We start from the raw sequence: 11,154 nt of genomic DNA on the forward strand, positions 1-11,154 counted from the left end.
CGACGGCTGGCGCCCCATCGGCGAGCTGGAGGTCGGCGATCTCGTCGTCGGGTCCGATGGCGAGCCGACGCCCGTGCTGGGGGTCTACCCGCAGGGTGAGAAGAAGATCTACCGCCTGTCCAGCCAGGACGGCGCCTCGGTCCTGGCCAGCGAAGACCACCTGTGGACCGTCCGCGACGGCCGCGGCGGGCCTTGGCGGGTGCTGGAGACCAAGGAGCTGGCAGGCGACCTCGGTCCCGCCGGTGAGCGCAGGTGGGAGCTGCCGCTGCTGACCGCGCCGGTCTGCTTCCCCGAGCGCGCCGTCGCGATGGACCCGTACGCGCTGGGCCTGCTGCTCGGCGAGGGCCGCGGCACCGCGTCCAAGAGCCTGGGCGTGCCGGTCGCGGCCGGGCGGTCCGGCGGCACCACGACGCTCGCGCACCCGCCGGCCGAGCTCGGCCTGGCCGAACTCGGGCCGGAGACGACGTTCGTGCCGGAGGTCTACCTCCGCAACACGGCGGAGATCAGGCTCGCGGTGCTCCAGGGCCTGCTCGACGCCGGCGGCACGGTCACCGCCGAGGGCCTGCGCTTCACCACCGCCTCCGAGCGGCTCGGCGACGACGTCGTCACCCTGGTGCGCTCGCTCGGCGGCGTGGCGCGGCGGACGGCGGGCGTCCTCGACGTCCACCTGCCCGAGGGCGTCGAGCCCTTCAGGCGGGCCGGCAAGGCGGCGGCCTACCACGCTCACGGCGGCGTCCGCCCCGAGCGCCGCATCGAGCGCATCGAGCCCAGCGGCACGGCCGAGTGCGTCTGCATCCAGGTGGCGGCCGAGGACTCCCTCTACGTCACCGAGGGCTTCCTGCTGACCCACAACACGCTCAACGACGCCTTCATCATCCTCGACGAGGCCCAGAACTCCTCGGCCGAGCAGATGAAGATGTTCCTGACCCGGCTCGGGTTCAACTCGAAGATCGTGGTCACCGGTGACGTCACGCAGGTCGACCTCCCGTCGGGCACGGTGAGCGGACTGCGGGTGGTGCAGGAGATCCTCGAAGGCATCCCCGACATCCACTTCGCCCGGCTGACCAGCACCGACGTCGTGCGCCACAAGCTCGTCAGCGAGATCGTCGACGCCTACGGGCGCTACGACGCCTCGCAGGCGGCCCAGGAGCCCAAGGCGATTCAGCAGCGAGGGAAGCGGCGACCGTGAGCATCGAGATCAACAACGAGTCGGGCGTCGGCATCGACGAGGAGAGCATCGTCGCCCTGGCCACCCACGTGCTCGGCGAGATGGGCATCAACCCGCTGGCCGAGCTGTCCATCGTGGTCGTCGACGAAGACGCCATGGCGGAGCTCCACGAGAAGTGGATGGGTGAGCCGGGCCCGACCGACGTGCTGGCCTTCCCGATGGACGAGCTGCGTCCCGGCGGCGGCGCGCGCGGCGAGTCCGAAGGGCCCGCCGACCCCGCGCTGCTCGGCGACGTCGTGCTCTGCCCGCAGGTGGCCGCCAGGCAGGCGGAGGAGGCCGGGCACAGCACGGCCGACGAGCTCGAGCTGCTGTGCACCCACGGCATCCTGCACCTGCTCGGTTACGATCATGCCGAGCCGGAGGAGCACAGGGAGATGTTCGGCCTTCAGTCCCGGCTCCTCGAGTCGTGGCAGGAGGTGCGCAAGCCGCGGTGAACGCCTGGTTGCTGTCGGCCATCGCGCTCGTCGTCGTCGGTGGCCTGATCGCCAGTGCGGAAACGGCGCTGACACGCATCTCCCGGGTGCGTGCCGACGAATACGTCCGTGAGTCGCGGCGCGGCGCCGCGCGCTTGCGGGACATCGTGAACGACCCGCCTCGCTACCTCAACCTGCTCCTGCTGCTGCGGCTGTGCTGCGAGATGGGCGCGACCGTGATCGCGACGCTGCTCTTCATCGACCTGCTGGACGACCAGGGCTGGGCCTACTTCTGGGCCGCCGCCGTGATGATCGTCATCAGCTACGTCGTGGTCGGCGTGATGCCGCGCACGCTGGGCCGCCAGCACGCCGAGCCGGTGGCGCTGGCCAGCGCGCCCATCGTCTACGGCCTGACCCGCATACTCGGCCCGCTGCCCAAGCTGCTCATCCTGCTGGGCAACGCGCTGACGCCCGGCAAGGGCTTCCGCGACGGCCCGTTCACCTCAGAGGCCGAGCTGCGCGACCTGGTCGATCTGGCCGAGGAGCGCCAGGTGATCGAGCCGGACGAGCGCGAGATGATCCACTCGGTGTTCGAGCTCGGCGACACGCTCGTGCGCGAGGTCATGGTGCCCCGCACGGACATGGTCTACATCGAGCGGGCCAAGACGATCAGCCAGGCGCTGTCGCTGGCGCTGCGCAGCGGCTTCTCCCGCATCCCGGTGGTCGGCGAGAACGAAGACGACGTCATCGGCATCGCCTACCTCAAGGACATCGCCCGCAAGATCCACGAGTCGGGCGAGGGCGGGGGCAAGGAGACGGTCGAGTCGATCATGCGGCCGGCCGCGTACGTGCCCGAGAGCAAGCCCATCGACCAGCTCATGCGGGAGATGCAGGCGCGCCAGATCCACATCGCGATCGTCATCGACGAGTACGGCGGCACGGCCGGCCTGGTCACGATCGAGGACGTCCTGGAGGAGATCGTCGGCGAGATCACCGACGAGTACGACCAGGAGGCGCCCAGGGTCGAGCCCATGGAGGACGGCGGCATGCGGGTGACCGCCCGCATGCCGGTCGACGAGCTGGGCGAGCTGTTCGACACCGAGATCGACGTCGATGACGTCGAGACCGTGGGCGGGCTGCTCGCGCACGCGCTCGGCCGGGTGCCGATCGCGGGCTCCCACGCCGAGGTGGCGGGGCTGTCGCTGACCGCGGAGAGCCTGGCGGGCCGGCGCAACCGGATCAGCACCGTGGTGGTGCGGCGGGTGACGCCACCGGAGGACGAGGCGCTGCCGGTGGCGGCCGAGCGCGAGCGTGAACGCGATCGGGAACGGGATCGCGAGCGCGAACGCGAGCGGGAGCGCCCCGCCGGCCGGGAGTGACGCCACTTCCGGCGAAGGCCGCGAATGCGGGCGAAACGGCAAGCGTTCTACAAGTCTTCTGCAAGCCGGGTACGGCACTCTCGAACCAACGACATCCAGTGCGGTGGGTGTCTACGAGGGGAGACCGTCCGAAGGCCGGGTGGGGTTCGCGGCCCGAGGACGGATCCTGGGGGAACGACGGCGTCCCGGCCTGGTACCGGGTCGCGACGCTGGTCGGCGTAAAGGGTGTTCTCGTCCTGATCAGGGCGGGGGCACCCTTTTTGCGTATTGGTGGTCACTCCGGTGGATTGCCGCATTACTCGTGCGGGGAGGCTGCGGTTCAAGGGGGGATCATGAAACGAAGACCAGGGATCGGCGCCTGCGCGCTGCTCACCTGCCTCCTGGCGGGGTGCGGCGGCGTGGGAGCCGAGAGCTTTCTCGACGCGCAGGCCATGGCGCAGTTGCGCGAAGTGCTCAGCAAGGAACAGCCGCGCCTGCCGGACGGCTTCACGATCAGACCGGAGCAGGCCTGGCAGATGCCGTTCGGGCAGGCGGACGAGAACTGCCGGGCCGTGCTGGAACCGCCCGGAGGCAAGGCGCCGGGACAGGCGCTCACCGCGCAGGCCGCGGTCAGCTACCACGGCGACGGCCTGGGCGAGCAGGCCGGGGTCGGCCTCGCCAGGTACGCGGCCGGCGAGGCGGAGGACCACCTGGACGAGCTGGCCGAGGCGCTGCGCAAGTGCCACGCCGTGCGCAGCTCGAGCGGCACCGACCTGCGGCCGCACGAACTGCCGATCGACGAGGCGGTGCGGGAGGCGGCCGACGACGCCGTCGGGGCGCGCTTCAGCGGGCGGCTGAACGGCTACCCGTACGAGATGGACCTCGTGCTCGCCCGCGTCGGCGACACGCTGGTCTCGGTGGTGCACACGGGGATGAACGACGTGGACGCCGGCCGTACCCGGAAGGTCGTCGAGGCGGCGCTCTCCATGGTCAGCGCCTAACCTAGAGCGCGTGACACTCGATCCCGAAGACAGCAAGATCATCACGTTGGCCCGTTCGGCCCGGGCGCGCAACGGTTCCGCCGAGGGCGCGGCCGTGCGCGACGAGACGGGCCGCACCTACGCGGCGACGAACGTGGCCCTGTCGGCGCTGACGCTCTCGGCCGTGCAGGTCGCGGTGGCCATGGCGGTCTCCAGCGGCGCGCGTTCCCTGGAGGCGGTCGCGCTGGTCAGCGAGGGCGATCCGAGCCCCGCCGACGAGGCGGTGGCGGCCGAGCTGGGTGCGGGCAAGCTGCTCGTGGCCGGTCCCGACGGCACCCTGCGAGGCTGACATGCCGATGTCGCCCTTTCTGGCGAGGCTGCGGGAGAAGGTCGGCTCAGACCTGATCATGCTGCCCTCGGTCTCCGCGTTCGTGTTCGACGACGACGGCCGCCTGCTGCTGGCCAACCACGGCGACGTCCGGCGGTGGGCGGCCCCGGGCGGCGGCGTCGATCCCGACGAGCGGCCCGAGGACGCCGTCGTGCGGGAGCTGCGCGAGGAGCTGGGCGTCGAGATCGAGGTGCGGGGCCTGATCGGCGTGTACGGCGGCCCCGAGTTCCGCACGGTCTATCCCAACGGCCACGAGGTCGGCTACGTCATCGCCGCCTACGGCTGCCGGCTCGCCCCCGGATCCCCCGAGCCGCGCCCCGACGGCGTGGAGATCCACGACTACCGCTGGGTCGCCGAAGAGGAGCTCCCCGGCCTCGAAACCACCCCGTGGACGCCGGGCGTCGCGCCCCAGGCGTACGCCTGGTGGCGTGAACACGCCCGCTGATAGGCCACAATGCACTATGTGACTTCGCCAGACAACCATCGCGCCGGATTCGCCTGCTTCGTGGGGAGGCCGAACGTCGGCAAGTCCACGCTGATGAACGCCCTGGTCGGCCAGAAAGTGGCGATCACCTCGTCCAAGCCGCAGACGACCAGGCGCGTCATCAGGGGCATCGTCCACCGGCCCGACGCGCAGCTCATCATCGTCGACACCCCCGGCCTGCACCGTCCCCGCACGCTGCTGGGCGAGCGGCTCGACAGCCTCGTGCTGTCCACGCTCACCGAGGTCGACGTCATCGGGTTCTGCGTGCCGGCCAACGAGCCCATCGGCAAGGGTGACCGGTTCATCGCCGAGAAGCTCTCGGCCGTGAAGAAGACCCCGGTCGTCGCGGTGGTCACCAAGTGCGACCTGGCGAGCAAGGAGAAGATCGCCGAGCAGCTGCTCGCGGTGTCGCAGGTGGCCGACTTCGCCGACATCGTGCCCGTGTCGGCCGAGGCCGGCGAGCAGCTCGACGTGCTCGGCGACGTGCTGATCAAGCACCTGCCGGAGTCGCCGCCGCTCTACGAGGGCGGGCAGCTCACCGACGAGCCCGAGCAGGTGCTGGTCGGCGAGCTGATCAGGGAGGCGGCGCTGGAGGGCGTACGCGACGAGCTGCCCCACTCCATCGCCGTCGTCGTCGACGAGATGCTGCCCAGGCAGGGGCGCGACGACCTGCTCGACATCTACGCCCACATGTTCGTCGAGCGGCCGTCACAGAAGGCCATCGTCATCGGGCACAAGGGCGAGCGGCTGCGCGAGGTCGGCACCAAGGCCCGCAAGCAGATCGAGGCGCTGCTCGGCACCCGCGTCTACCTCGACCTGCGCATCAGCGTGGCCAAGGACTGGCAGCGCGACCCCAAGCAGCTGCGGCGGCTCGGCTTCTACGACTGATCCCCCGCGCCTGCCGGGCTGGAGGGCCGCGGGGCGGTCAGCGGCGTACCAGGGCCACGACCGACAGCAGCACGGTCGCGACCGCGCAGGCCAGCGCGGCGAACCAGCCTGGCCTGATCACCGGCTCGATCGACAGCAGGTCGCCGAGGTGGATGGAGACGCGGTCGCGCAGGCCGTCGCTGCCCGCCACGTACGACACCAGCACGAACACCGCCACCACGCCCGGCGCGATCGCCAGGGCGGCGAGGCGGGGATGGGCGATCAGGCCGGCCACGCCGCAGCCCAGCGCGGCCAGGCCCGCCAGCAGGGTGTAGACGCCGAGCGGGTCGTCGATGCCGCGCACGTCGCTGGCCACGCCGGCGCCGATCAGGCTGCTCGTCGCCTGGATGCCCGCCCACGGCAGGATCGCGCAGATCGTGAGCAGCACGCCGGCCGCCAGCACCGCGATCGCGGGGCCACGGCCCAGGCGGGTACGGGCGGACGCGGGCTTGAGGTCGTCGGCCACACGATCAGCCTATGCCGGGGGAGGCCGCCTCACCACCGTACGCAACGGAGTCGTCACCAGTGGGCGGTGCCGGCATCGCCTGGCGCTCGCCCCACTCCAGGCGGGCGCGGAGCTGGACGGCGTCGTCGGCCAGGGCCGAGACCAGCGTGCCCGGCGCGGCCAGCGGCAGCACCGCGACCCCTTCGGCCACGGCGGGCGCGGGCGCCCGCTCGGTCAGGAACGTCGTGCCGACGCAGCGGGCACTCCCGTACACCGCCGGTGAACCGTCCAGGCCGGGGTCGCCGACCGTGAACTCCTGCCTGAGCAGCGGCACGCCGTCGCAGGTGGCGTCGAAGCGTGCATGGCAGCGGCCTGACGGCTCGCCGTGGCGGCCGAAGACGATCTCCTCCCGCCACAGCACCGTCGCGCCCGGCTCCAGCGTGAGGCGGACGCGCAGGCGGTGATCGCTGCGGGCGGCCAGCACGGTCGGCTCGGGGACGTACCTCAGCGTCGCCTCCGCGCCGACGTGCGCGGTGATCAGCATCATCGACGGGCCGTCGCCGGGCAGCACGAGCGTGGCCGCCACCGAACCCAGCTCCAGCGTCGTGCCGGGGGCCACCCGCAGGTCGAGCCGGAGCCGGTCGCCGCCCAGCGGGCCGGCCGCGGTGGAGATCAGGTGCACGGTGTGCGGGCCCGTCTGCCGCAGCGTCAACGGTGGTGCGGACGCCAGCCGTTCGATGACCGTACGCCCACCCGCCCCCGCCGCCGTCTCCACGGCCGCTTCCGCCCGCATCCCCCGCCCTGCCGGACCGGGAGAGTGCGCGGTGCGCCCGCCCGTGCCTGTCGCGGTCTCCGTGGCCGGTCCGGCGACGGGTGCGGGCTCGGCTGAGGCGGGTGCCTCGGTGGGCGGGGTGGCCTCGTGCAGGACCGCGTGCGCTGCCGTGCCGAGCGGGGCGGGGGAGCGGGTGGCCTGCCCGACGGTGGTGGGAGGAGGGTTCACGAGACCGGGGTGGCGTGGGAGTGGGACCAGGCGCGGACCTCGTCCCTGACCCAGGCGGCCACCGCGTCGGCGGTCGGGTCCTGGCGGATCGAGGTGAACAGCACGGGCCGCTCCCCGCGTACGGCCGCCGCGTCGCGGGCCATGACGCCCAGGTCGGCGCCCACCATGGGCGCGAGGTCCGTCTTGTTGATCACCAGCAGGTCGGCGGTGGTGACGCCGGGGCCGCCCTTGCGCGGCACCTTGTCGCCGCCCGATACGTCGAGCACGAAGATCTGCCGGTCGGCGAGCCCCCGGCTGAAGGTGGCGGTGAGGTTGTCGCCGCCGCTCTCCACGATGACGAGGTCGAGCGGCCCGAAGCGGTATTCGAGGGTCTCGACGGCGTCGAGGTTGGCGGCGATGTCGTCGCGGATCGCCGTGTGCGGGCAGCAGCCGGTCTCGACGGCCAGGATGCGCTCGTCGTCCAGCACGCCCGCGCGGCGCAGGAAGTCGGCGTCCTCGGTGGTGTAGATGTCGTTGGTCACCACGCCCAGCGACAGGGACGGGCCGAGCGCCCGGCACAGGGCGGCGACCAGGGCCGTCTTGCCGCTGCCCACCGGGCCGCCCACGCCGAGGCGCAGCGCGCGGCCGCGGCCGTCGGGCGTGTGGTGGTGGTCGTCGTGGTTGGCTCCCATGTGGGGTCCTTTCCTAGGAGACGAAGAGCCTGACCTCGGCCTGGGCATGCTGTTCGGCGATGAGGTCGAGGGCGGGTGCGGAGGGTGCGGGCAACGACTCCCACCCGCCGGCGAGGTCATCGAGCCAGGGGTCAGAGCCGGGGGCAGGGTCGGGGCCGGTGTCAGGGGCAGTGTCAGGAGCAGTGTCGGAGGCGGCGTCGGGGGCGGCGTCGAAGCCGGGGGCGGAGTCAGGAAAGCGGCAGGCGCGGGAGGCGACGGCGGCCAGGTCGGGAGTGAGGCCGGCGAGCAGGGCGTGCACGGCCACGGGATCGAGGCCGAGCAGGCGTACGGCGGCGGTGGCCGGCCCGGTGACCGCGTGGTAGGCGGCCGCCAGCGCCGCCTCCTCGGCGCTCGCCCCCGCGGCGAAGGCGGCCGCGCCGAGCGCGATCGGGTGGTGCGCGCTGGGCACGGCGCGGGCCAGCTCGTCCAGCGCCGGAGCGGGCCAGACCCGGCGCGCGACCCGCAGCAGCAGCCTGCCCTGGGTGCGGGAGGCGTCGCGCTGCGCGGGCGATGCGGTCCTGGCGTCCACCTCGGCGTCCAGCTCCGCCCACATGCGCGTGCCGGGTGCGGCGGCGTGGGTGCGGGCGGCGGCCGCCAGCGCGGCGGTGACCGCGCCGGCGGTGTGCAGGCGGCCGCGCAGGAACGCCGCCAGCGACGGCGCGTCGTGCACGGCACCCGAGACGACGGCGCGCTCGACGCCGCCCGAGTGCGCGTGGCCGCCGGCCGGGAGCCGGGAGTCGGTCAGGAGCAGCAGGGACGGGTTCATCAGAACAGGAAGTAGCGCTGAGCCATGGGCAGGGACGTGGCGGGGGCGGGCTCGATCAGCTCGCCGTCGATGCGGACGTCGAAGGTGTCGGGGGCGACGTCGATCCGGGGGAGCGCGTCGTTGAGCGGCATCGCCTCCTTGCCGCGCCGCCGCACGTCGGCGACCGGCGCGAGCCTGCGCCGGACGGCGAGCCGGTCGGCCAGGCCCGATTCGACGGCGAGCGGGGCGACGAAGTGCAGGGACGTGGCGGCGGCGGTGACGGGTGAGGCCCCGAACATGGGGCGGGGCAGCACCGGCTGGGGCGTGGGGATGGAGGCGTTGGCGTCGCCCATCTGCGCCCAGGCGACGACCCCGCCCTTGATCACCAGGTCGGGCTTGACCCCGAAGAACGCGGGGTCCCACAGGACGAGGTCGGCGAGCTTGCCCTGCTCGACCGAGCCGATCTCGCCGTCGAGCCCGTGGGCGACGGCGGGGCAGATCGTGTATTTGGCGATGTAGCGGCGGGCGCGCAGGTTGTCGGCGGGTCCGCCGCCGAGCTGACCGCGCCGGGCCTTCATGACGTGGGCGGTCTGCCACGTACGGATGATCGTCTCGCCGATGCGCCCCATGGCCTGCGAGTCGGAGCCGATCATGGAGATGGCCCCGAGGTCGTGCAGCACGTCCTCGGCCGCCATCGTGCTCGGCCTGATGCGCGACTCGGCGAAGGCGAGGTCCTCGGGGATGGCCGGGTTGAGATGGTGGCAGACCATCAGCATGTCGAGGTGCTCGTCGAGCGTGTTGACGGTGTGCGGTCTGGTCGGGTTGGTGGATGACGGCAGCACGTTGGCGTAGGAGGCGACGCGGATGATGTCGGGCGCGTGCCCGCCGCCCGCCCCTTCGGTGTGGTACGCGTGGATCGTCCGGTCGCCGATGGCCTTGAGCGTCGACTCGACGAAGCCGGCCTCGTTCAGCGTGTCGGTGTGGATGGTGACCTGCACGCCGGAGGCGTCGGCGACGCTCAGGCAGGCGTCGATGGCGGCCGGCGTGGTGCCCCAGTCCTCGTGCAGCTTGAAGCCGGAGGCTCCGGCCTCAAGCTGCTCGACCAGGCCCTCGCTGCTGACCGTGTTGCCCTTGCCGAGCAGGGCGAAGTTGAGCGGGTAGGCGTCGAGGGACTCCAGCATGCGGCCGAGGTACCAGGCGCCGGTGACGGTGGTGGCCTTGGTGCCCTCGACGGGTCCGGTGCCGCCCCCGACGATCGTCGTGACACCGGACCCGATGGCCTCGTCGAGAAGCTGGGGGCAGATGAGGTGGACGTGGGAGTCGACGGCCCCGGCGGTGAGGATCTTGCCGTTGCCGGCCAGCACTTCGGTCGACGGGCCGATGACGATGCCGACGCCGTCCATCGTGTCGGGGTTGCCGGCCTTGCCGATGGCGGCGATGCGGCCGTCGCGTATGCCGACGTCGGCCTTGATCACGCCCCAGTGGTCGAGGATGACCGCGCCGGTGATGACCAGGTCGGCTGCGCCCTCCGCGCGGGTGGTCCTGGCCTGGCCCATGGACTCGCGGATCACCTTGCCGCCGCCGAAGACGGCCTCGTCGCCGGCGCCCGCCGCGCCCATGGACAGGTCGTCGGTGACCTCGATGAACAGGTCGGTGTCGGCCAGCCGGACGCGGTCGCCGGTGGTGGGGCCGTAGAGTGCGGCGTAGCGCTCGCGGGAGATCTCAGTCATCGAGCGGCCCCGCCCATTCCGGCCGCAGCCCGGGGACGACGCGCCGCCCGGCCAGCGGCACCAGGGTGACGTCGCGCTCGACGCCGGGCTCGAACCTGACGGCGGTGCCCGCGGGCACGTCGAGCCGCATGCCCCTGGCCGCCCGCCGGTCGAAGTCCAGCCCCGGGTTGGCGGCGGCGAAGTGGTAGTGGGAGCCCACCTGGATGGGCCGGTCGGCGGTGTTGACCACGCGGACCGTCACCCGTTCCCGACCCGGATTGAGCGGAACGGCGCCCTCGGGGTGGACGTACTCGCCGGGGATCACGGGATCGGCCTGTGGACGGTGACGAGCTTGGTGCCGTCGGGGAACGTGGCCTCGATCTGCACGCTCTCCAGCATCTCCGGCACGCCCTCCATGACGTCGGCCCGGCTGAGCACCGACCGTCCGGCCTCCATCAGCTCGGCGACGCTGCGCCCGTCCCGGGCGCCTTCCATGAGGAAAGAGGCGATGATGGCGGTAGCCTCGGGGTGGTTGAGCCGCAGGCCCCTGGCCCGCCGCTCGCGCGCCACCCCGGCGGCGACGTGGATGAGCAGCCGCTCCTGCTCGTGTGAGGTTAGCCGCATGGCCGGACCATAGGAACCGGCCGTTTCCGCCCTGTTGCCGGTCGATGTCGTGTTGGTTTCGCGCCCTGGCGATCGCCGACATGACGGGTTATGTGCGTTTGTGAACGTTCGGCAATCGCCAATTAACAATCGAGAACTCAAGG

14 protein-coding genes are annotated in these 11,154 nt (G+C 72.4%); 7 read left to right on the top strand and 7 right to left on the bottom strand.

Annotated features, from left to right (window positions below; translation table 11 throughout):
• Window positions 1–307 precede the first annotated feature (307 nt).
• The 7 genes from ACFMQL_RS24040 to era all read left to right on the top strand — a co-directional run bounded on the left by ACFMQL_RS24040 (window position 308) and on the right by era (window position 5,739).
• Window positions 308–1,189 (top strand): PhoH family protein, encoded by an 882-nt coding sequence (locus ACFMQL_RS24040; protein ID WP_378790204.1) that lies wholly within the window; start codon window positions 308–310, stop codon window positions 1,187–1,189.
• Window positions 1,186–1,662, top strand: a complete 477-nt coding sequence (ybeY, locus tag ACFMQL_RS24045) for an rRNA maturation RNase YbeY (RefSeq protein WP_364057018.1) — start codon at window positions 1,186–1,188, stop codon at window positions 1,660–1,662. The genes ACFMQL_RS24040 and ybeY overlap by 4 nt, the downstream gene beginning before the upstream one ends.
• Complete coding sequence (locus tag ACFMQL_RS24050) at window positions 1,659–3,020, top strand: hemolysin family protein (protein ID WP_364057015.1); 1,362 nt, start codon at window positions 1,659–1,661, stop codon at window positions 3,018–3,020. The genes ybeY and ACFMQL_RS24050 overlap by 4 nt, the downstream gene beginning before the upstream one ends.
• A gap of 332 nt (window positions 3,021–3,352) precedes the next feature.
• Complete coding sequence (locus tag ACFMQL_RS24055; RefSeq protein WP_378787113.1) at window positions 3,353–4,000, top strand: hypothetical protein; 648 nt, start codon at window positions 3,353–3,355, stop codon at window positions 3,998–4,000.
• A 10-nt stretch (window positions 4,001–4,010) separates the two neighbouring features.
• Window positions 4,011–4,328: a cytidine deaminase gene (locus tag ACFMQL_RS24060; RefSeq protein WP_364057009.1), complete on the top strand. Its 318-nt coding sequence runs from the start codon at window positions 4,011–4,013 to the stop codon at window positions 4,326–4,328.
• Window positions 4,329–4,335: 7 nt separating this feature from the next.
• Complete coding sequence (locus tag ACFMQL_RS24065; RefSeq protein ID WP_364057006.1) at window positions 4,336–4,812, top strand: NUDIX domain-containing protein; 477 nt, start codon at window positions 4,336–4,338, stop codon at window positions 4,810–4,812.
• 18 nt (window positions 4,813–4,830) lie between these two features.
• A complete protein-coding gene (era, locus tag ACFMQL_RS24070; RefSeq protein WP_364057003.1) occupies window positions 4,831–5,739 on the top strand; it encodes a GTPase Era in 909 nt (302 codons plus the stop codon).
• A gap of 37 nt (window positions 5,740–5,776) precedes the next feature.
• Here era and ACFMQL_RS24075 read toward each other — a convergent pair whose 3' ends face one another.
• The 7 genes from ACFMQL_RS24075 to ACFMQL_RS24105 are packed head-to-tail and all read right to left on the bottom strand — an operon-like array spanning window position 5,777 to window position 11,011.
• Window positions 5,777–6,244 (bottom strand): hypothetical protein, encoded by a 468-nt coding sequence (locus tag ACFMQL_RS24075; protein WP_364057000.1) that lies wholly within the window; start codon window positions 6,242–6,244, stop codon window positions 5,777–5,779.
• A gap of 4 nt (window positions 6,245–6,248) precedes the next feature.
• Window positions 6,249–7,223: an urease accessory protein UreD gene (locus ACFMQL_RS24080; RefSeq protein WP_364056997.1), complete on the bottom strand. Its 975-nt coding sequence runs from the start codon at window positions 7,221–7,223 to the stop codon at window positions 6,249–6,251.
• Window positions 7,220–7,894, bottom strand: a complete 675-nt coding sequence (ureG, locus tag ACFMQL_RS24085) for an urease accessory protein UreG (RefSeq protein ID WP_364056994.1) — start codon at window positions 7,892–7,894, stop codon at window positions 7,220–7,222. The genes ACFMQL_RS24080 and ureG overlap by 4 nt, the downstream gene beginning before the upstream one ends.
• Before the next feature lie 13 nt (window positions 7,895–7,907).
• Window positions 7,908–8,699: an urease accessory protein UreF gene (locus ACFMQL_RS24090; RefSeq protein WP_378787117.1), complete on the bottom strand. Its 792-nt coding sequence runs from the start codon at window positions 8,697–8,699 to the stop codon at window positions 7,908–7,910.
• Entirely contained in the window at window positions 8,699–10,408 is a 1,710-nt protein-coding gene (locus tag ACFMQL_RS24095) for an urease subunit alpha (protein WP_364056988.1), read from the bottom strand. The genes ACFMQL_RS24090 and ACFMQL_RS24095 overlap by 1 nt, the downstream gene beginning before the upstream one ends.
• Window positions 10,401–10,712 carry an urease subunit beta gene (locus ACFMQL_RS24100; protein WP_364056985.1) on the bottom strand — a complete coding sequence of 104 codons (312 nt, stop codon included), beginning with the start codon at window positions 10,710–10,712 and terminating at the stop codon, window positions 10,401–10,403. The genes ACFMQL_RS24095 and ACFMQL_RS24100 overlap by 8 nt, the downstream gene beginning before the upstream one ends.
• Complete coding sequence (locus tag ACFMQL_RS24105; protein ID WP_364056982.1) at window positions 10,709–11,011, bottom strand: urease subunit gamma; 303 nt, start codon at window positions 11,009–11,011, stop codon at window positions 10,709–10,711. The genes ACFMQL_RS24100 and ACFMQL_RS24105 overlap by 4 nt, the downstream gene beginning before the upstream one ends.
• Between the last annotated feature and the right edge of the window lie 143 nt (window positions 11,012–11,154).

It is taken from the genome of Nonomuraea fastidiosa (assembly GCF_042751225.1).
GTDB lineage: Bacteria > Actinomycetota > Actinomycetes > Streptosporangiales > Streptosporangiaceae > Nonomuraea > Nonomuraea fastidiosa.

What these genes read in the sequence shown, in the direction of transcription:
- ACFMQL_RS24095 (WP_364056988.1), bottom strand. Translation starts at nt 10,408, where the DNA reads ATGACTGAGATCTCCCGCGAGCGCTACGCCGCACTCTACGGCCCCACC.
- ACFMQL_RS24090 (WP_378787117.1), bottom strand. Translation starts at nt 8,699, where the DNA reads ATGAACCCGTCCCTGCTGCTCCTGACCGACTCCCGGCTCCCGGCCGGC.
- ACFMQL_RS24065 (WP_364057006.1), top strand. Translation starts at nt 4,336, where the DNA reads ATGTCGCCCTTTCTGGCGAGGCTGCGGGAGAAGGTCGGCTCAGACCTG.
- ureG (WP_364056994.1), bottom strand. Translation starts at nt 7,894, where the DNA reads ATGGGAGCCAACCACGACGACCACCACCACACGCCCGACGGCCGCGGC.
- ACFMQL_RS24055 (WP_378787113.1), top strand. Translation starts at nt 3,353, where the DNA reads ATGAAACGAAGACCAGGGATCGGCGCCTGCGCGCTGCTCACCTGCCTC.
- ACFMQL_RS24040 (WP_378790204.1), top strand. Translation starts at nt 308, where the DNA reads ATGGACCCGTACGCGCTGGGCCTGCTGCTCGGCGAGGGCCGCGGCACC.
- ACFMQL_RS24105 (WP_364056982.1), bottom strand. Translation starts at nt 11,011, where the DNA reads ATGCGGCTAACCTCACACGAGCAGGAGCGGCTGCTCATCCACGTCGCC.